18 protein-coding genes are annotated in these 19,697 nt (G+C 74.0%); 4 read left to right on the top strand and 14 right to left on the bottom strand.

The window, feature by feature from the left end; all coding sequences use genetic code 11:
• Positions 1 to 109: 109 nt before the first annotated feature.
• Entirely contained in the window at positions 110 to 790 is a 681-nt protein-coding gene (locus DEI86_RS15440; RefSeq protein ID WP_111050102.1) for a phosphatase PAP2 family protein, read from the top strand.
• Between the two features lie 57 nt (positions 791 to 847).
• On the opposite strand, the gene DEI86_RS15435 is transcribed toward DEI86_RS15440, so the two are convergent.
• Together DEI86_RS15435 and DEI86_RS15430 are read right to left on the bottom strand one after the other, a co-directional pair.
• Entirely contained in the window at positions 848 to 1,717 is an 870-nt protein-coding gene (locus tag DEI86_RS15435; RefSeq protein ID WP_111050101.1) for an ABC transporter permease subunit, read from the bottom strand.
• Positions 1,714 to 2,622 (bottom strand): ABC transporter ATP-binding protein, encoded by a 909-nt coding sequence (locus DEI86_RS15430; RefSeq protein WP_111027326.1) that lies wholly within the window; start codon positions 2,620 to 2,622, stop codon positions 1,714 to 1,716. Before DEI86_RS15430 ends, DEI86_RS15435 begins: the two co-directional genes overlap by 4 nt.
• Positions 2,623 to 2,787: 165 nt before the next feature.
• On the opposite strand from DEI86_RS15430, the gene DEI86_RS15425 reads away from it, so the two are divergent.
• Entirely contained in the window at positions 2,788 to 3,096 is a 309-nt protein-coding gene (locus DEI86_RS15425; protein WP_111050100.1) for a hypothetical protein, read from the top strand.
• Between the two features lie 12 nt (positions 3,097 to 3,108).
• Here the strand turns inward: DEI86_RS15425 and DEI86_RS15420 are convergent, their stop codons facing one another.
• The 5 genes from DEI86_RS15420 to DEI86_RS15400 form a co-directional block, all read right to left on the bottom strand.
• Positions 3,109 to 4,197, bottom strand: coding sequence for an acyl-CoA desaturase (locus tag DEI86_RS15420; RefSeq protein ID WP_111050099.1), 1,089 nt, complete (start codon positions 4,195 to 4,197; stop codon positions 3,109 to 3,111).
• A 228-nt stretch (positions 4,198 to 4,425) separates the two neighbouring features.
• Entirely contained in the window at positions 4,426 to 5,601 is a 1,176-nt protein-coding gene (locus tag DEI86_RS15415; protein WP_111010268.1) for a pyridoxal phosphate-dependent aminotransferase, read from the bottom strand.
• Between the two features lie 154 nt (positions 5,602 to 5,755).
• Complete coding sequence (locus DEI86_RS15410; RefSeq protein ID WP_111050098.1) at positions 5,756 to 6,715, bottom strand: DMT family transporter; 960 nt, start codon at positions 6,713 to 6,715, stop codon at positions 5,756 to 5,758.
• 3 nt (positions 6,716 to 6,718) lie between these two features.
• Positions 6,719 to 7,135 (bottom strand): GNAT family acetyltransferase, encoded by a 417-nt coding sequence (locus DEI86_RS15405; protein ID WP_111050097.1) that lies wholly within the window; start codon positions 7,133 to 7,135, stop codon positions 6,719 to 6,721.
• 75 nt (positions 7,136 to 7,210) lie between these two features.
• Positions 7,211 to 10,708 (bottom strand): bifunctional proline dehydrogenase/L-glutamate gamma-semialdehyde dehydrogenase, encoded by a 3,498-nt coding sequence (locus DEI86_RS15400; protein WP_111050096.1) that lies wholly within the window; start codon positions 10,706 to 10,708, stop codon positions 7,211 to 7,213.
• 168 nt (positions 10,709 to 10,876) lie between these two features.
• Between DEI86_RS15400 and DEI86_RS15395 the strand changes: the two genes are divergently transcribed.
• Complete coding sequence (locus DEI86_RS15395; RefSeq protein WP_111027333.1) at positions 10,877 to 11,779, top strand: LysR substrate-binding domain-containing protein; 903 nt, start codon at positions 10,877 to 10,879, stop codon at positions 11,777 to 11,779.
• Positions 11,780 to 11,799: 20 nt separating this feature from the next.
• On the opposite strand, the gene DEI86_RS15390 is transcribed toward DEI86_RS15395, so the two are convergent.
• The 7 genes from DEI86_RS15390 to DEI86_RS15350 form a co-directional block, all read right to left on the bottom strand.
• On the bottom strand, positions 11,800 to 12,360 hold the full coding sequence (locus DEI86_RS15390; RefSeq protein WP_111050095.1) for a hypothetical protein: 561 nt from the start codon (positions 12,358 to 12,360) through the stop codon (positions 11,800 to 11,802).
• The gene (locus DEI86_RS15385) at positions 12,357 to 13,808 is read right to left on the bottom strand and encodes a DUF58 domain-containing protein (RefSeq protein WP_146244969.1); all 1,452 of its coding nucleotides are present in this window, start codon (positions 13,806 to 13,808) and stop codon (positions 12,357 to 12,359) included. The genes DEI86_RS15390 and DEI86_RS15385 overlap by 4 nt, the downstream gene beginning before the upstream one ends.
• A complete protein-coding gene (locus DEI86_RS15380; RefSeq protein ID WP_258376579.1) occupies positions 13,805 to 14,893 on the bottom strand; it encodes a MoxR family ATPase in 1,089 nt (362 codons plus the stop codon). The genes DEI86_RS15385 and DEI86_RS15380 overlap by 4 nt, the downstream gene beginning before the upstream one ends.
• Positions 14,890 to 15,393, bottom strand: a complete 504-nt coding sequence (locus DEI86_RS15375; protein WP_146244049.1) for a hypothetical protein — start codon at positions 15,391 to 15,393, stop codon at positions 14,890 to 14,892. Before DEI86_RS15375 ends, DEI86_RS15380 begins: the two co-directional genes overlap by 4 nt.
• A complete protein-coding gene (locus DEI86_RS15370) occupies positions 15,390 to 16,154 on the bottom strand; it encodes a DUF4129 domain-containing protein (RefSeq protein WP_146244968.1) in 765 nt (254 codons plus the stop codon). Before DEI86_RS15370 ends, DEI86_RS15375 begins: the two co-directional genes overlap by 4 nt.
• Before the next feature lie 117 nt (positions 16,155 to 16,271).
• Positions 16,272 to 18,503 carry a hypothetical protein gene (locus DEI86_RS17005; RefSeq protein ID WP_181439815.1) on the bottom strand — a complete coding sequence of 744 codons (2,232 nt, stop codon included), beginning with the start codon at positions 18,501 to 18,503 and terminating at the stop codon, positions 16,272 to 16,274.
• An 83-nt stretch (positions 18,504 to 18,586) separates the two neighbouring features.
• On the bottom strand, positions 18,587 to 19,357 hold the full coding sequence (locus DEI86_RS15350) for a hypothetical protein (protein ID WP_111050090.1): 771 nt from the start codon (positions 19,355 to 19,357) through the stop codon (positions 18,587 to 18,589).
• Between the two features lie 109 nt (positions 19,358 to 19,466).
• On the opposite strand from DEI86_RS15350, the gene DEI86_RS15345 reads away from it, so the two are divergent.
• A partial coding sequence (locus DEI86_RS15345) for a hypothetical protein (RefSeq protein WP_220038536.1) occupies positions 19,467 to 19,697 on the top strand: 231 nt, incomplete at its 3' end.

Here is a 19,697-nt window from a genome sequence, read left to right as displayed (position 1 = left end):
GGTCGCGGGTTCCGGCTGCCGCCTCGGGTGGCTGGGGGCTCGTGGGGCTCGGGTGGCTCGGGGAGGGGCTCCCGGGTGGCTCCCGGGCGCGCTCGGCCAGGATGAGCCGATGGACACGCGACCCCGGACCGCCTTGAGCCGGGCACGCGTCGCCACCGCGGGTGCCGTGCTCGTCGCGCTCGTCCTCGTCGGCGTCGTCATCACGCACGACGCCGACTGGCACGCCGCCGAGCTCGCCGTGGACCAGGCCGCGATCGACGGCGCGCCGCCGTGGGCGCACGCGATCGCGCTGGTGATCGGGAACACCCTCGCCCCGGGTGGGGCCACCGTCATCGTCCTCGTCATCGCCGCGATCACGTGGGCGGTCCGGCGCCGGTCGGAGGCGGTGCTGACCTCCCTGGCGCTCACCGTCGTGCCGTGGTGGGCGACCGAGGCGCTCAAGCTCATCGTGGAGCGGCCGCGTCCAGCCGTGCGGGGCGTCGCGGCGATCTCGACCCCGTCGACGTGGTCCTACCCCTCCGGTCATGCCGCCGTGGCGACCGCGCTCGTGATCGGCGTGCTGGTCCTGCTCGCGCCGACGCTCCGGGAGCGGCCCGTGGCGCGGCGGGTCGCCATCGGCCTGGGCGTCGTGGTGGTGGGGGTGGTCGCGGTGTCGCGTGTGGTCCTGGCGGTGCACTACCCGAGCGACGTCGTGGCGGGACCGCTCTGCGCGGCCGCGTTCGCCGTCATCGTGGGGGAGATCCGCCGGGCGATCATGCGGCGGAGCGGGCGCGCGTCATCGGGTCAATGACGAAGCGGGAGCGGAGGCCCGACCGGACGACCGGCTCGAACAGCCCGGCAGCTCCGGTCAGGCGTCTCGGCGCTCGGCGGCGAGCACGCCGAGACCGACGAACACCCCGGCCCAGAGCCCGAGTACGAGCGCGGCTTGCCAGGGGTCGAGCGACGACGTGAGGCCGTGCGGGACGTACGACGACATCGTCGAGGCCGCCTGGCTCGGCAGGTAGGCGATCAGGTCGGTCACCCAATGCGCCCGGGTGACACCGCTGAGGATGCTCATGATGATCGGGAGCACGAACAGGATGCCGACCGAGAGCGTGATCGCGAAGGCCGAGTTCCGGACGAGCATCCCGATCCCGACGGCGAGCAGACCCACGAGTGCCAGCGCTCCCGCTCCGCCCAGCAACGCCCCCCACAGACCCGGCTGGCCGAGGTCCGGGTGGAGGCCCGCGCCGGTGACCACGGCGATCGCGATCCCGGTGCTGATCGCGACCGCGACGATCCCGACCCCGAACGCGACGAGGACGAACACGAGCGCCTTGGCACCGAGGGCGTCGAACCGGCGCGGCGCGGCGAGGAACGTCGTGCGGATCATGCCGGTGCCGTACTCGCCGGTCACGATCAGGGCGCCGAGCACCGCGACCACGAGCTCCGCGATGCTGGTGCCACCCGTCGCTGCCTGCGCGAGCGCCGAGGTCGCTCCCGGGCGGCTGCCGGTGTCGCCGAGCCCGGTACTCGAGATCGCGACGGCGACGAGGAAACCGAACCCGACCGTCAGCGCGACCGCGATGAGGAAGCACCAGTACGTCGACCGGAGCGTCCAGAGCTTGATCCACTCGGCATGGAGCAGACCGCCGAAGGTCAACCGGGCGGCGACGCCGGAGCGGGGAGCGGTCGACGCTGCCCGCTCGGTGGACGTCCCGATCTCCACGCCGCTCATCGCGCGCCTCCTGACACGTACTCGGTCTCGTCTCGGGTCATCGCGAGGTAGGCCTCCTCGAGCGAGGCGGAGCGTGGCGTGAGTTCGTGCAGCACGAGTCGGTACTCGGCAGCGAACTCACCGATCCACGCCGCGTCCGGCCCGGTGATCTCGAAGCGGTCCGGGGCGACCTGCTGGACGCGTCCGCCGCCCCGCGCGACCGCCTCGGTGAGCGGATCGAGCGCCGGGCCGGCGACGACGACGGACGACCCGGACCGCGCGAGCAGGGCCGCCATGGGTTCGTCGACGAGGAGCCGACCCTTGCCGACGATGACGATGCGATCCGCCGTCTGCGCCATCTCGCTCATGAGGTGGGACGACAGGAACACGGTCCGGCCCTCGGACGCCAGGTGCTTGGCGAGGCCGCGGACCCAGAGCACGCCGTCGGGGTCCAGGCCGTTGACCGGCTCGTCCAGGATCACGACGGCCGGGTCACCGAGCAGCGCAGCCGCGATCCCGAGGCGCTGACCCATGCCGAGCGAGAACCCGCCGACGCGCTTGCCCGCCACGCTGTCGAGCCCGGTCAGGCCGATCACCGTGTCGACGCGCGCCTGCGAGATGCCGTGCGTCGCGGCGAGGGCTCGGAGGTGTGCTCGCGCGCTCCGCCCCGGGTGCACGGCCTTGGCGTCGAGCAGCGCGCCGACCTCGTGCAGGGGCGCGCGGTGGTCGGCGTAGCGACGGCCGTTGATGGTGGCGGAGCCCGCGGTGGGACGGTCGAGGCCGAGCATGAGCCGCATGGTCGTCGACTTGCCCGCGCCGTTCGGCCCGAGGAACCCGGTCACGAGCCCCGGTTGCACCGTGAACGTCAGGTCCTGCACGGCCGTCGTCGCGCCGAAGTGTTTCGTCAGTCCTGCAACGTCGATCACGTCGTCGCCCTCCCCCTGGCTCCCGCGCCTGTGCGGCGGTGGCACTCACCATAGGGGAGGAACGGGTCACTCCGGCAGGGTCAATCGGCGCGGATGTGGATCGACTCGGCACTCGACGCGCGTGTGGAGGACCTGGCACGCTGTGGCTGACGAGGGGAGCGACCGATGGCCGAGGACGAGCGAGATCGCGCACCCGCGCCCGAGGGGGTCGGACGCTTCGCGCATCTGCCGCCGGAGGTGGATCCCGCCGAGGTCGTCATCGAGATCCCGGCGTTCGAGGACGACCGCCCTGCTCCGCCGCCCGTTCCGCCCGCCGCGGCACCCGAGCTCGTCGCCGCGACCCAGGTCGCCGAGGCGTCCGGCGGTCGGAGGACGATCCACCGGACGCAGGTCCGCGCCGGACTGCTCATCGCGGGCGTGCCGATCGCGGGCGTCGTGGTGGTCGCCCTGCTGGAGATCCTGTTCGGGGAGTGAACCCGAGGGCGGTCAGCGCACCCGGAGTTCGGCCACGAGCGGGCAGGCGAACGGGTCGCGCGCGGCGAGGCCGACCTCGTTGAGGTACCGGACGACGATGCCGTAGGACCGCACGAGCGTGGTCTCGGTGTAGGGCACGTCGAGCGTCGCACAGTGGTCGCGGACCAGCAGGCGAGCCTTCTTGAGCGCCGGCCGCGGCATGCTCGGGAACAGGTGGTGCTCGACCTGGTAGTTGAGGCCGCCCATGAGGAACGACACCCACCAGCCGCCGCGGATGTTCCGGGAGGTCCGAACCTGTCGCGAGAAGAAGTCGACCTGGGCGTCGTGCGCCAGCACCGGCATGCCCTTGTGGTTCGGGGCGAACGAGGCGCCCATCATCACGCCGAACACCGCGAGCTGCACCCCGAGGAACGCGAACGCCATGCCGAGCGGCAGGAACCAGAACACCACGGTCAGGTAGATGCCGAAGCGGGCCGCCAGGAGACCGCCCTCGATCCAGCGGTGTCGGGCGTCCGCCTTGGTCGCGGCGCCGGTCACGACCGAGCGGACCGCGAGCCAGTGGAGGTTGATGCCCTCGAGGGTGAGGAGCGGGAAGAACGCGTACCCCTGGACCCGCACGAGCAAGCGGAGCGGACCGCGCGCCGCGGCGGCGTCCTCGGGACGGAACCGGATGGTGTCCGGCGCGATGTCCGGGTCCTTGCCGACCGTGTTCGGGTTCCCGTGGTGCCGGGTGTGCTTGTTCATCCACCAGGAGTAGCTCAGCCCGACGAGGAAGGTCCCGAGCAACCGGCCCGCCTGGTCGTTCCACTTGTGCGATGCGAACACCTGCCGGTGCGCGGCTTCGTGCGACAGGAACGCGAACTGGGTGAACAGGACGCCGAGCGCGGCCGCGACGATGAGCTGGAACCAGGAGTGGCCGAGGAGCGCGAACGCGGCCCACACGACCCCGAGCGACCCGATGAGGGCGCCGAACAGCGCCCAGTAGAAACCGATGCGGCGGCCGAGGAGGCCTTGCTCCTTGACCTGGGCGAGGATCGAGGAGTACGTGGACGTGCCGCTGGTGGTGCCGGAGCGGGGACGCGTGCGGACGATGCGCGGCACGGTCGGATCGGTGGTCGTCAGGGCGACTGCTTCCGTGGGGGGAGCGGCCCTTCGACCGGCTCCTGCGGGTTCCCCCGCGGGTGCGAGGTTGGCGTCAACGTAGGGGGACGAGATGCGCGTTCGCTGTCCATGCGCCCTGAATCGGCCTGGCTCGCCCGTACCCCGATCGGTCCTCGCTGCCGTCCCGAAAGCCCGGGTGCCCGCTGTGTCGCGGGCCGGTGCCACCGATCAGCCCAAGGACGACACGAATCGGCCGAGGCGCGCCAGACCCTCGTGCAGTGCGTCCATCGACGCCGCGTACGACAACCGGACGTGCGACTCCGCCGTGTGGACTCCGAAGTCGCGGCCCGGCGTCAGGGCGACGTGCGCCTCGTGCAACGCCCGCTCGCAGAACTGCCACGAGCTGAGTCCGGTCCCGGTCACGTCGAAGTACACGTAGAACGCACCGTCCGGCGGGACCGGCACGGGGAGGCCGATCCGCGCGAGGCCGTCGAGCACGACCGCCCGCCGCTCGGCGAACTCCGCTCGCCGCGCCTCCGCCACGGCGAGCGATTCCGGGGTGAAGCACGCGAGTGCCGCCGCCTGCGCCGGGGCGGACGCGCACAGGAAGTAGTTCTGCGCCAGGCGTTCGGTCACGGGCACGAGTTCCTCGGGCACGACGCACCAACCCAGACGCCACCCCGTCATGCCGAAGTACTTCGAGAAGCTGTTGACGACGATGGCGTCGGGATCGATCGACAGCACACTGCGCGGACGCCGACCCTGCTCGTCCGGGTCGCTGAGGTCGAGGTAGATCTCGTCCACGATCCGCCACGCGCCGCGCTCCCGCGCCGTCGCACAGATCGCCGCGAGGTCCTCGGGACGGATCGAGGTGCCCGTCGGGTTCGAGGGCGTCGCGATCATCACGCCTGTGGTCCGCTCCGTCCAGTTCGCCCGGACGGCGTCGTCGTCGAGCTGGAACCGCGTCTCGGCGGTCGTCGGGACGAGGGTCACCCGTCCCCCGAACGTCTCGACCAGTTCGCGGTTGCAGGGGTACGACGGGTCCGCCATGAGCACCTCGTCACCGGCGTCGACGAGCGCGGCCGTCGCGAGGAGCAACGCCGCCGACGCGCCCGCCGTCACGACGATCCGCGCGGGATCGATCTCGACGTCGTGCTGCGTCCGGTAGAACGCGGCGATCGCCGCGCGCAGCGCCGGGAGGCCCAACGCGGCCGTGTAGGGGAGTGGCCGTCCGTCGGCCACCTGGCGCAGGGCCTCCAGGACGGCGGGTGGTGCGCCGGAGTCGGGCTCGCCGAGGCTGAGCTTGACGACGTCGTGGCCCTCGGCCTCGAGGGCTGCCGCCTGCTTGCCGAACTCCATCGCGTAGAAGGGTGCGACGGCACGGGCGCGGTGCGAGAGCTGCATGGGGACCTCCGGATGCTGCAGGCACTCGATTCTCCCTCAGCCGCCGGCAGGTTCCGGCCCCCGAGCCCTTCCACCGCTCGCCCTCGCCGCCCGCCCGAGCCTTTCCGCCTGTTCTCGGCGACCGGCTCCGCGGGAACCAGCGGTTCCTGGGGAGTCAGCGCGGCGGGCGGACCAGCACCACCGCGACGAGGAGCAGCACGATGCCGACCACACCCGCGACCGTGAGCGGCTCGTGGAGCACCACGACCGACAGCACGGTCGCCACCAGCGGCTCCACGAGTGACAGCACCGCCGCGGTCGTCGCCGCGACCCCGCGCTGGAGTCCGCCGTAGAACGCCAGGTACCCGAGCACGGTCTGCACGAGCGCCAGGAACGCGACCCCGCCCCACGCCGAGGGCCCCGCGCTCGCGAGGTGGAACCCGGTGCACAGCGCGAACACGGCGGACAGCACCCCGGCGAGGGTGAACGACACGGCGATGAGCGTCGACGGCCCGAGACCCGGGATCACACGCCGGTTCACGATCGAGGTCCCCGCGAACGCCAGCCCGGCCACGAGCGCGAGCAGCACGCCGACCGTGTTCGAGGACCCGACGGCAACGCCGGCGCCGGAGACACTCGCGCTGCCGGCCCCGGGCTCGGAGCCCGAGACGTCGCTGACGAGCAGGAGCCCGACGACCGCGGTGGCGAGCGCGAGGACCACCGTGGCGCGGGGCGGCCGGCGCTCGTGCAGTGCCGTGGCGACCGCTACCGCCACGGGCGCGACCCCGAGGGAGATGACGGTCGACACCGCGACGCCGACGAGCGAGACCGACTCGAAGTACGCGGTGCCGTACACGCCGGTCAGGACGGCCGTCAGGAGGACGTGCCCCAGGGCCTCCCGGCTGCGCGGCACGCGCCGGAGGCCGCCCATCGCCGCGGTGACCGCGAGCATGACGAGTCCGCCGCCGAGCAGACGGAGCGCCGAGATCGCCGGCCAGGACATCGCGCTGTCCGCGGCCACGATCGTGCCCGCGACCCCACCGGTGCCCCAGAGTGCGGCGCCGAGTGCGACCAGGACGCTGCCGGACCGGGCCGAGCGGGGAACGGCTCGGCCGGTGTCGCGAGGATCGGGCACGACTCAGTCCTCGATCAGGCGCTTCCCCATGCTGACGGCCTCGTACGGGGCGTAGCCGAGGTGCTCGTAGAAGTCGACGACCCCGGTGTTGTCGGGCCGGACCTGGAGCTGCACCTTGGGGCACCCGAGCGCCAGGAGCGCCCCCTCCGCGCGTTCGACGAGCGCGCGACCGAGTCCCGTGCCGCGCTGGTCGTCTCCGACCGCCAGGTAGTTGATCCAGCCGCGGTGCCCGTCGTACCCCGCCATCACCGCGCCGACGATCCGCCCGGCGTCCTCGGCGACGAAGAACATCTCGGGCTGCACGGTCTGCTTGCGGCGGACGTCCTCGTGCGGGTCGTTCCACGGGCGGGTCAGCCCGGCCTCACGCCAGAGCGCCACCACGGCCTCGGTGTCGGTGTCCTCGAACGAACGGATCTCCATCGCACACACTCCTTCTGCGGCCATCCTCTCGTGCACGGCTTCTCCGCTCGGGCGCGGGGAGCCAGCGACGGGGTGTCAGATGAGCCCGTCCGACAGGTGGTTCGGTGTCCCGAAGCGGTGGGCCGTGATCGCGATGGACTGCTCTCGCAGGAACGGCAGCAGCTCGATGCGGCCCGCCTCGGTGACCGGTCCGGCGTACACGGCGAGGTCGGGCCTCCCGTTCGTCGCGACGGCGAGGGCACGCACGGCCTCGGCGTCCCCGTCGATGAGCCGGATCCGCCCGCCGCCGAGTCGGCCAGCACGGGCGTGGAACGCCTCGGCGGACTCGACGGCCACCGATCCCACGTGGGGCTCGACGCGGAGTGCGGTCCGCACGGCCTCGGGGAGCGTGCACTCCGGGTCGACCGAGACCGCGACCGCCGCCCCCGCGGCAGCCGCCACACCGACCACGCGGACGAGCGACGCGACGCTGCCACCCGCGACGAGCCGGACGAGCACGGGTTCCGGCCACGGCAGGTACCGGGCCACGTTCCGCTCGGCGCTGAGCCCGGAGACGTCCGCGGCGGTGCCGAACAGCGTCGACCACGCGTGCGCGTCGGACCGGAAAGCGCGCGCGAGCAGCGCACGGTCCGGCTCGGACAGGCCAGCACCGGCATCAGCCTGGAGGCGCGCCACGGCCGCGGACGTCACCGCATCACCGGCGCTCGCCGCGGTCGGCTCCCACGAACCGAGGCCGATGAGGTAGTTGACACCCCCGGCCTTGGTGCCGGGCCCGACGGCGGATCGCTTCCACCCGCCGAAGGGCTGCCGCCGGACGATCGCGCCCGTGATCCCCCGGTTGACGTAGAGGTTCCCGGCCTCGACCCGCGACAGCCATGCGCCGATCTCGGCGGGATCGAGCGCGTGCAGCCCCGAGGTCAGTCCGTAGTCGACCTCGTTCACCATGTCGATGGCCTCGTCGAGGGTGTCCGCGGTCATGACGCCGAGGATCGGCCCGAAGTACTCCGTGCGGTGGTAGTCCGATCCGCGCCGGACCCCACCGCGCACCCCGGGGCTCCAGAGCAGACCGCGATCGTCGAGCTGCTCGGGCCGGAGCTGCCACGTCTCGCCAGGGCCGAGCTCGGTCAGGCCCGTGAGCAACTTGCCGCTGGCTGGCTCGATGATCGGGCCCATCTGCGTCGTCGGGTCCCAGGGGTACCCGACGGTCAAGGACGACACCGCGTCGAGCAGCTGGTGCTTGAACCGCTTCGACCGGGCGACCGAGCCGACCAGTACGACGAGCGACGCTGCGGAGCACTTCTGCCCGGCGTGCCCGAAGGCGGACTGCACGACGTCCTTGACGGCGAGGTCGAGGTCCGCGGACGGCGTCACGATGATCGCGTTCTTGCCGCTCGTCTCGGCGAGGAGCGGCAGATCGGGCCGGAAGGACCGGAAGCGCTCCGCTGTCTCGTACGCGCCCGTGAGGATCACCCGATCGACGAGTGGGGAGGCGACGAGGTCTCGGCCGAGGTCCTCCTCCGACACCTGCACGAGCGCGAGCACGTCGGCGGGCGCGCCCGCGGCGGCCAGTGCATCGCCGATGACACCGGCCAGCACCGCGCCGCAGCGCTCGGCCGGACCGGCGGGCTTGAGCACGACTCCCGATCCGGCAGCCAGCGCCGCGAGCGTCGACCCGGCCGGGATCGCGACGGGGAAGTTCCACGGCGGCGTCACGAGCGTCAGGGCAGCGGGGACGAACCGGGCACCGTCGACCTCGTCGAGCGACCGCGCGAGTTCGGCGTACCAGTGGGCGAAGTCGACGGCCTCGGAGACCTCGACGTCGGCCTGGTCGATCGTCTTGCCGGCTTCGGCCCCCATGACCTCGACCAGCTCGGTGCGGTGCGCCTCGAGCGCCGCACCGATGGCGTGCAGGACCCTCGCTCGGTCCTCGCCGGACCACGATCCCCACGTCGAGCCTGCCTCGCGCACGCGCTGCAGGGCGGCGGCGAGGGTGTCCGGCTCGGTGATCCGGGCCTCCTGCACGGCGTCGACGCCGAGCGTGCTCGTGGACATCCGCTCGATGACGCCGCGCGCCCACACGCGGTGCTCGGCGACCGACGGATCCGTGTCCGGCGTGTTCTCGAAGTGCCCGAGGGTCGGCCGCGGAACTGCCGCGAACCGGTCGGCGACCCGATGCGGAGCAGGAGCCTCGAGGCCGCCGGACTCGGCGAGCGGAGCGAGTGACGCGCGGAACCGGTCGGCCTCGCGCTCGAACAGCGCCTCGGAGGTCGACAGCTCGAACACGGCGGACATGAAGTTGTCCGGCGAGGCGCCTTCTTCGAGGCGACGGATCAGGTACGCGATCGCGACGTCGAACTCGCTCGGGTGCACCACCGGCGTGTAGAGCAGGAGACCCCCGACGGTCCGCTTGACGGCCTCGGCCTGCCCTTGGGCCATGCCGAGGAGCATCTCGAACTCGATGCCGCTCTGCACCCCGCGCTCCCCGGCCAGGAGCCAGGCGTGCGCGATGTCGAACAGGTTGTGCCCGGCGACCCCGACCCGGACGTTGGCGATGCGCGACGGCGTGAGGGCCCAGTCGAGCACGCGCTTGTAGTTCGTGTCGGAGTCCTGCTTGGTGTGCCAGGTCGCCAGGGGCCAGCCGTGGATCGAGGCCTCGACCTGCTCCATGGGCAGGTTCGCGCCCTTGACGAGCCGGACCTTGATCCCGGCGCCACCGCGGGCGCGGCGTGCCGCGGACCACTCCTGGAGCCGCTGCATGGCGCCGAGCGCGTCCGGCAGGTACGCCTGGAGCACGATCCCGGCCTCGAGGTCGAGGAACGCCGGATCGTCGAGCAGCGTCGTGAAGACCGCGATCGTCAGGTCGAGGTCCTTGTACTCCTCCATGTCGAGGTTGATGAACTTGTGAGGGGAGGCGGCGGACGCTCGGGCGAACAGGGGGCGGAGCTTGGCGACGACGTCGGCGACGGCTTCGTCGAAGGCCCAGGGCGAGTGCGGGTGCACGGTCGACGACACCTTGATCGACACGTAGTCGACGTCGTCGCGGGCGAGGAGCCGCTCGGTGCCTTCGAGTCGACGCGCGGCCTCGCGCTCGCCGAGGACCGCCTCGCCGAGCAGGTTCATGTTGAGGCGCACGCCCTCGCGCTTGACCCGTTGGATCGCCGGCCCGAGCGCGGAGTCGGACGCGTCGATGATCAGGTGCCCGACCATCCGCCGGAGCACGCGGCGCGCGATCGGCACGACGACGCCCGGCAGGACCGGGGCGAGCCCGCCACCGGCGCGCACGAGCGCACGCATGGCGGCCGGGAGGAACGTGGGGACGTCCGGCGCGATCCGATGGAGCGTCCGGGCGGCGACGGTCCGGTCCTCCGGCCTGACCACGCCGTCGACGAAGCCGACGGTGAACGCGAGGCCCTTGGGGTCGCGGAGCACGCCCGCGAGTTGAGCAGCCGAACCGTCGACGGGGTGGCCGTCGGCCTCGGCGAGCCACCGACGGACGAGCACGATCGTGGCGTCGACGAGGGGATCCGCGGCGGCGCCGTCGATGTCGTGCCGTGGGGTGGCGAGGTCGGTCATGCGCCCAGTATCGGGCTCCGGTTGCGGTAGCACCAGTGACGGTTGGTTCACGGTTATCGGTAGCGTTCCTACCGGGTTATCCACAGGCGTGACAGGTGGCCCCACGCACTGGTCGCGATCCAGCCACAGTGACATCCCACGGTCCACACACCCACACGAGGAGTCCGCATGCTCGACGTCCGGCGCATGGTGATCCTGCGCGAACTCGCCATCCGGGGCACGATCGCCGCCGTCGCCGAGGCGATGTCCTTCACGCCGTCGGCGGTGTCCCAGCAGCTGAACGCCCTCGAGCGCGAAACGGGCCTGGAGCTCCTCCGACCCGCCGGGCGGCGTCTGCAGCTCACCCCGCAGGCCGAGGTGCTCGTCGCCGCGGCGAGCGAGGTGCTCGACGTGCTCGAACGGGCCCAGGGTGCGCTCGACCAGTCACTCCCGAGCGTGCAGGGGCGGGTCCGCGTGGCGGTGTTCCAGTCCGCGGCGCTCGCCCTCATGCCGCCGGCCCTCCGCGCCATGGCCCGCACCCACCCCGACGTCCGCGTGGAGATGGTCCAGCACGAACCGGAGAGCGCCCTGCGCGCCACGTGGGTCCGGGACTTCGACCTCGTCATCGCCGAGCAGTACCCGGCGCATGCCGCCGCGTGGCACGCCGGGTTGGACCGCCAGGACCTGACCCGCGACGCCGTGCGCCTGGCGCTCCCGCCGGTCGACGCACTCGACCAGTCTGTGGACGACCTGCTCGGCGCAGCCGCCATGCCGTGGGTCATGGAGCCGCGCGGGGCCGCATCACGACACTTCGCGGAGCAGGTGTGCCGATCAGCGGGGTTCGAACCCGACGTGCGGTACGAGACGCCGGACCTGCAGACCCAGATCCGCCTCATCGAGTCCGGCAACGCGGTCGCGCTCATGCCGGACCTCGTGTGGACCGGCCGGAGCACCACCTGCCGCCTCGTGCCGCTCCCCGGGCGTCCGCAGCGGACCGTCTTCACGGCACAGCGGGAAGCCGGGGCCGGCTCCCCGGCGCTCCGAGCGCTGCGGCGGACCCTGGAGGCGGCGGCACGGCAGCTCCGGGCATGACCGGACGACGCGGGCGACCCTCAGCCGTCCGACGACCGACGACTCGCGCCGAGCGCCGGGACGAGCACCGCGACCGCGACCGCGACGATCGCCACCGCCGCGAGGACGGCGATCCACGTGATGCCGTCATCGGCGCCGCCACGGACCCCGACCATGCGCACCACGGCCGCCACGAGCTGCGTCCCCGCCTGCACCGCGACGAACCGGAGTGCCGACGGCCGCAGTGCCCGCAGTTGCACGAGGGCTCGCCGGGGTGCGACCGACGCCACCATGCCGACCGCGACGATCAGGTGCGTGCTGAGGAGCACGACTGCAAGCGGACCCCATCCAGCCCCGGCACCCCCGGCGACGGCGGCCACTGCGAGCTGCACGACCAGTCCGGCGGTGAACGGCCCACGCGGGAACACCGCCGACGCGGCGACGAGCGCCACCGCGAGTGCGAACCACCACCCGCTCGGACCGACGGCCACCCACGCCCCACCGAGGCCCGCGACGACACCGAGCGCGGTCAACACCCACGCCGGCAGGGCACGTCCGACATGGGGGAACGACCGGGAGGCCCGGCTCGCCTCCGCACTCATGGCCGCCGCCTCGCTCTGCTCAGCAGCCGCACGGCGACCGCGGGCGGCGTCCCGTCGGCGGTCCGCCAGGTGATCGGTTCCACCCCGGCCGCTCGCATCCGATCGAACCGGACCCGGCGTTCGAGCTCGACGAGCCGCGACGCGACGCGCTCCTGCCGGTCCGCGTCGGAGCGATCGAGCGGCGGGAGCACGTCGACGGCGACCACGCGGCGGCCGGTCGCCGCCCAGGTGATCGCCATCGCTGCGGGATGGTCGTCGAGGAAGGTCGAGAGCACCACGACGAGCGAGGCCGCGGGCACGGTCGGCGCACGCACCGGCCCCGGGGTGTCGCTCGTCGGGACCGCTCGTGCCGTCGCAGAGCGGAGGCGGTCGAGCTGCCGCACCCCTCCGCGGGGTTCGATGCCCGTCACAGCACCGGCGAGGTCCCGGAAGCCCACTCGGTCGCCTGCGCCGATGTACGCCGAGGCCAGGGTGGTGGCGGCCTCGCGGGCGAGGTCGAGGGACGTCGCGCTCCGCTCGGGTCCGGCGGTACCGGACCAGCGGGTGACGTCCGGCCCGACGTCGTCACGGTCGTCGAGCACGATGACGACCACGGCGTCGGCGGTGGACGATGTTCGCCGCACGTACAGCTCGCCGGGCTGCTGCGCTCGTCGTGCCGTTCGTCGCCAGTCGATCCGTCGGAGCCGGTCCCCGGGGGCGAAGAGCGCGAGGTCGCGGAACTCCCCGCCGTCGCCGCGGCTGCTCGACTCGTGGGTCCCCGTGGTGCCGACGAGCCGGTGCGGCATGGGCAGCTGTTCGATCCGCAGGCGCGGTGGCGGGACGACCGCGCGGAGCGTCGGTCCCTCCTCCGGCAGGGTGACCGCGGTGCCGCCCTGCGCGATGAGCGCGAGGTCGAGCCGGACCACGGCCTGCGGCCCGGAGTGGAGGACCGTGACCGGCCCGCGGAGTGCCGCCGCGGTGGACGGCGTGACCAGGACACGCCGGGTGGATCCGTCGGCGAGGGTCGCCACGACGGCGACCGCCTCGGCGACCTGGGGTGCCCGGAGTTCGACGTCGACCATGACGCCCCGCCCGTTGTCCTCGGGCCGCACCGCGGTTCGGGTCCGGATGACACCTGCGCGGCCGCGAGCGGGGTCGTGCCCGAGCGCGGCGATCACGAGCAGCGGTGCGGCCACGAGGGCGAACTCGACGCGGGCCGTCACGAGCGCGAGCCCGGCGAGGAACACCGCGGCTGCGATCGCAGCGGTGATCGGCGGGTTCGGCACCCACGGCACGCTGTACGCCTGGTCCGTCGAGCGCACGCCGGGCGTGGCGTCCTCGGGCACGGCGGCGGACGAGGACCGGGGCGGCGCCCCTCCGGGCAGCAGCGCTCCGGACGGCGCCCCTCCGGACGGGACAGCTCCGGACGGGACCCCGACGGGCAGGTGCCATCCGTCGTCGTCGCTCACGGGGCCTCCCGACCGGCAGGGGCGTCCGTCGCCCGACCCGTGCCGATGCCGCCACCCGTGCCGATGCCGCCACCCGTGCCGGCGCCCCGACCCGAGGCCACCGCGGGCGGCCCCGCCACCTGCCCGGCCACCGTCCGGACGACGGTCGCCGGATCGACGCCGTTGGCCCAGGCCTGCGGGGTGAGCGAGAGTCGATGGGCGAGCACCGGGACGGCGGCGGTCTTGACGTCCTCGGGGGTGACGAAGTCGCGGCCGGCCATCACCGCACGGGCGCGTCCGACGAGCAGGAGCGCCTGTGCACCGCGCGGCGAGGCTCCGACCTGGACGTCGCGGTGCTCCCGTGTGCCGACGGCGAGGTCGACGCAGTACAACGCGATGTCCTCGTCGACGTGCACCTGCTCCACCGTCGCCTGCATGCGCAGGAGATCTGCCCCGCTGATCACCGCCGGCACCGTCGCGACCTCGCGCTGACGGTCGACGCGGTTGAGGAGCACGCGCTGCTCTTCGGTCCTGCTCGGGTAGCCAGCGGCGAGACGCACCATGAAGCGGTCGAGCTGCGCCTCGGGCAGGGCGTAGGTGCCCTCGTACTCGATCGGGTTCGACGTCGCCACGACGTGGAACGGCCGCGGCAGCGGGAAGCGGTCACCCTCGACGGTGACCTGCCCCTCGGCCATCGCCTCGAGCAGCGCCGACTGGGTCTTCGGCGACGTCCGGTTGATCTCGTCGGCCAGGAACAGCCCCGTGAACACCGGGCCGGGCCGGAACACGAACTCCGCCGTGCTCGGGGCGTAGACGAACGAGCCGGTGATGTCCGCGGGCAACAGGTCCGGCGTGCACTGCAGGCGCCGGAAGTCGAGCCCGGACGCCTGCGCCAGGGACCGTGCCGCGAGGGTCTTGCCGAGCCCGGGCACGTCCTCGAACAGGACGTGCCCGCCGGCGAGGATGCTCGCGAACGCCAGCTCGAGGGGCTCCCGCATGCCCACCACGGCGGTCCCGACGGCGTCGAGGACGGCGGCGCTGAGCCGGGCGACCTCGGCCACGGACAGCGGGCTGGGGGTGGTGGTGTCGGCGGTCTGATCGGTCACGGGAGCCTTCCGGACGGTTCCCCGAGCGCCTCCACGGCGATCAGGAGGGACGAGAACGTGGCGAGGTCGAGTTCGGGGTGCCGCGGACTCAGGAGCACGCGGACGACGTCGGGCGGGAGCAGGCGCTCGACCGCGGGTCGGGCCTCCGGGTCGTCGATGTCGACCCCGTGGTGCACGAGCAGCAGGTGGCCTGCGGCCGCGCGGAGGCGCACGACGGGTCGCTCGGGCACCCCGCCGCGTGAGCGCAGGGACCACGCCAGCGCCTGGACGTCGCGGCGCGCCCCGCGGACCACGTCGGTGGGTGGTGCCGGCCACGTGAGCCGTTCGTCGTCGCGCACCGCCGACCAGGTCAACCCGACCGCGGTGATCACGGCTGCGACGACGACGGCCTGGGGCACCGGGAGTCCGAAGAACCACCCTGCGGCACCGACGACGACCGCGACGACGACCACCTCGACGACCCGGCGCCGAGCGGGTAGTCCCACCGTCCGGCCGCTCACCGGCGCTGCTCCGAGGCCGCGGTGGGTGTCCCGCCCGGCCACCGCTCCTGCAGCGTCCGCAGCGCCACGCGGGCCGCCTGCACCTCCGTCGGCCCGGCCGGCGTGGTGCCGAACCGCACCATCACGTAGAGGTCCCGGAGCGTCCCGACGGCGTTCCGGTCCAGCTCGAGCCGGAGCAGCACCCGCGCCGTGAACTCGGTCGGGGTCTCCGCGATCTGCCGCCGGTAGCCGGCGTCCTCGGCGGCCTCCTGCAGGCCGAGCCACGCGGCGGTGATCGCGTCCGACGCCGGTCGGTCCTGGTCGATGACGTCGAGCGCGCGCGCGAGGCCGCGGTGCACCGTGCGCATCGCGGCCGCCGTGGTCGGGACGTCGACGTCCGACACGTCGTCCGTCAGCAGGCCGGTGGGGAGGCCCGGCTCGGCTCCGCCACGTCGCCGCCGTCCCAGCAGGCGGACCAGGAGCACCACGACGAGTGCGAGCACGACCAGGCTGGCGATCAGCAGTGGCCAGGTCAGGTCGACGTGGAGGGTCGAGCGGTGTCCGGCGGCGCCGGGCTGCGCCGTCGGGGTGGTCGCCGCGGTCGGTCCCGGTGCGGTCGTGGCGGTCGGCAGCGCGATCGTCGGGGACCATCGTGGTCCGCCGAACCGCAGCGGCCCGGCGAACGCCGCTGCCGCGACGACGAGCAACGCGGACACGATCGTGACCACCAGGACCGCGGGGGACCGCCGTCCGGATCCACTCGCGCCCGCGCTGGCCCTCATGGCAGCACGGTAGCCCATGGGTCTGAGCCGCGAATCGGACTCCGAACCGGGAAGTTCCCCGGCTCGGAGTCCGAATCGCGGCTCGACTCGAGCGGATCGCCGCGGCTCAGCCGCGGCTCAGCGGCGGCTGCGGATCACCGACTCACGGTGCAGGAACAGCAGCGCGAGTCCCACGAGCAGGAGCAGCAGTCCGATCCCGCCGAAGACCGCGATGCCCGTCGAACCCGTGTACGCGAGCGCCGCCGTGGAGGCGGTGGTCGCCACCGCGGCGATCGTGCCGGTGGTGGAGGCGGTGCGGGTCATCGCCGCGGCCGGAGCCGTCGAGACCACCGTGGCCGGGACGATGCCCGCGGCGCGACCGGTCACCGTGCCCTCGTCCCCCGTCGTGGCGGTCGGGTCGTTCCCGGCCGACGTGGTCGACACGGGGTCGGTGCCGTCAGCGGGGTCCGTGGTGCCCACCGGCGTGGTGGGCTCGGCCGGGCTGGTCGGGTCGGCCGGGCTGGTCGGATCCGTGACGACCGGGTTCGTCGGCCCGGCGGGCGTGGTGGGGTCCGGCGTCGTGGTGCTGTTGCCGCCGACCGCCACGGTGGTACCGCCGATGGTGACCGGCAGGCTGATCACCGGGGCGATCTGGGTGCCGGACGCGGTGCCGTCCGAGCCGGAGGTGGTGGTGCCGCCGGTCGTGCCGGTGTCCGTGCTGCCGGTGCCCGTGCTGCCGGTGCCGGTCGTGCCGGAGGTGCCGCTGCCGGTGGTGCCGGTGGAGCTGGCGTCACCGAGGAGCGCGATCCCGTTGCCGCCGACGGTGACGGGCAGGCTGATCACCGGGGCGATCTGGGTGCCGGACGCGGTGCCGTCCGAGCCGGAGGTGGTGGTGCCGCCGGTCGTGCCGGTGTCCGTGCTGCCGGTGCCGGTGCCGGTGCCGGTGCTGGTGCTGGTGCCGGTGCCGGTCGTGCCGGAAGTGCCGCTGCCGGTGGTGCCGGTGGAGCTGGCGTCACCGAGGAGCGCGATCCCGTTGCCGCCGACGGTGACGGGCAGGCTGATCACCGGGGCGATCTGGGTGCCGGACGCGGTGCCGTCCGAGCCGGAGGTGGTGGTGCCGCCGGTCGTGCCGGTGTCCGTGCTGCCGGTGCCCGTGCTGCCGGTGCCGGTCGTGCCGGAGGTGCCGCTGCCGGTGGTGCCGGTGGAGCTGGCGTCACCGAGGAGCGCGATCCCGTTGCCGCCGATGGTGACGGGCAGGCTGATCACCGGGGCGATCTGGGTGCCGGACGCGGTGCCGTCCGAGCCGGAGGTGGTGGTGCCGCCGGTCGTGCCGGTGTCCGTGCTGCCGGTGCCGGTGCCGGTGCCGGTGCTGGTGCTGGTGCCGGTGCCGGTCGTGCCGGAAGTGCCGCTGCCGGTGGTGCCGGTGGAGCTGGCGTCACCGAGGAGCGCGATCCCGTTGCCGCCGATGGTGACCGGCAGGCTGATCACCGGGGCGATCTGGGTGCCGGACGCGGTGCCGTCCGAGCCGGAGGTGGTGGTGCCGCCGGTCGTGCCGGTGTCCGTGCTGCCGGTGCTGGTGCCGGAGGTGCCGCTGCCGGTGGTGCCGGTGGAGCTGGCGTCGCCGAGGAGCGCGATCCCGTTGCCGCCGACGGTGACGGGTGCGCTGACCACGGGTGCGACCTGCGTCCCCGAGGCCGTCCCGTCTGAACCCGAGGTGGTCGGACCCGACCCCGACGCCGGGGTGGACCCGGCGTTCGCGGCCGGTGCCGAGCCTCCCGAGCTGGTGCCGGTGGCGTCCCCGAGGACCGCGATGCTGTCCCCGGTGGCCGCGATCGGTGCGGCGACGTCCGGGGCGACCTGGGTGCCGCCGAGGACGCTGTCGGAACCGGAGGTGGTGGCGGCGGGAGCCGCCGGAGCCGTCGCCCCCGACGCGGAGGCGGCCGCCGGAGTCGGGGCTGCGGCCGGAGCGGGTGCGCTGGTCGCGTCACCGCCGACCGCGACCGCCGTCGAGCCGAGGTCCACCGGAACGCTCACGGTCGGCACGACCTGCGTGCCGGACGCGATGCCACCGGAGCCCGAGGTGGACGCCGGCGAGGACGCCGGTGCCGCCGGGGCTGACGCCGGCGAGGACGCCGGTGCCGCCGGTGCGGACGCCGCCGGCGCGGTGGAGGTGCTGGTCGCGTCCCCGAGGACGCTCACGGCGTCACCGGTGGCGGAGACGGGGAGGCCGAAGCTCCCGGCGACCTGCGTGCCGGAGGCGATGCCGTCGGTCCCCGTGGTCTCGGCGGCGTGGGCGGCGAGCCCACCCCCGAGCGAGAGACCGCTGACGAAGAGGGTGAACCACAGCCCTCTCGAGACGTACTTGTTCATGGTCGTGCTCCTGATGTGATCGAGACTGGTGCGCCGCGTGTGCGGCGATGACGCGTCCTGCCAGCGGGGCAGGTGCGTCGGGCTCAATCAGGAGCGACGTCGTGGTCGGCGACGACGGATGCGGGGAGCACGTCGTCACCGGTGGGGAGGATCGGGCCGGCCGCCAGGACGACGGACGCGGGAGTCGAGATGGTCGCCACCGGGGTGGTGGGCGCACCACCGGCGGCGGCGCTGCTGCCACCGGTGGTCCCGGTGGGGGCCGCGGGGGCGGTTGGTGCGGCCGGCGCTGCCGGGAGGACCGGGGTCGCGTCGCCGGGGCGGGTCCCGCCAGCGGTGGAGACGGTCGGGACCAAGTCCGTCGTGCCGAGGCCCGATGCGCTGGAGGCCGAGGTCCCCGCGCCCGCGCCCGAGCGGACGAGCACGCTGTCGGCCACGGCGGAGTCGGTCGCGCTGCCGGGCGTCCCGGCGGGCTGACCCTGGGCGGGGTGACCGTCGCCGGGCTGACCCTGGCCGGGTGCCACGGGGAGGACCGGACCCACGACCGGGGTCGTCGGGTCGAGGACGGTGGTCGCGGGCGGGAGGGTCGACGTCACGGGCGAGAGGACCGGGGCGATGCCGCCGAGCACGGGATCGACCACGGAGCCGATGCCCCCGAGGACGGGTGTGACGACGGGGGAGACCGCGCCGAGCACCGGGCCGACCACCGGGTCGAGGACCGGCGAGGTGACCGGGTCGACCGCACCGGGGAGTCCGCTGACAGCCGCGCCGGCGCCCCCGAGCGCGCCGTCGACGAGGCCCGTCACGGGAGCGGTCACGGACCCGAGGGCGCCGTCGCCGAGGACGGGTCCGACCACGGGCAGCGCACCGACCGGCCGCGACCCGAGGACACCCGCGACCGGCCGGAGGGCCCCGTCGAGGGTGCCGGCCGTCGCGCCGAGCGTGCCGCGCGTCCCACGGTCGGCCGTGGGCGTCGTGCTCGTACCGGTGCGCGTGCTCGCGCCGGCGGGTGCGGGCCGGGTGCTCGGGGTCGTCGCTGCGCCGGAAGTGGTCGACGCCGCGGTGCTGCCCGGAGCGGGCGTGCTGCCCGCGGACCTGCTCGGCGCGGAGCTGATCGGGACCGCCGTGCTCGGGGCCGGGGTGCTCGGGGCCGTCGCTGCGCCGGAAGTGGTCGACGCCGCGGTGCTGCCCGGAGCG

This window comes from Curtobacterium sp. MCBD17_028 (genome assembly GCF_003234875.1).
Taxonomy (GTDB): Bacteria; Actinomycetota; Actinomycetes; order Actinomycetales; family Microbacteriaceae; genus Curtobacterium.
Note: the sequence above shows the minus strand (reverse complement) of the source record. Positions and strands in the feature narration are given on the sequence as shown.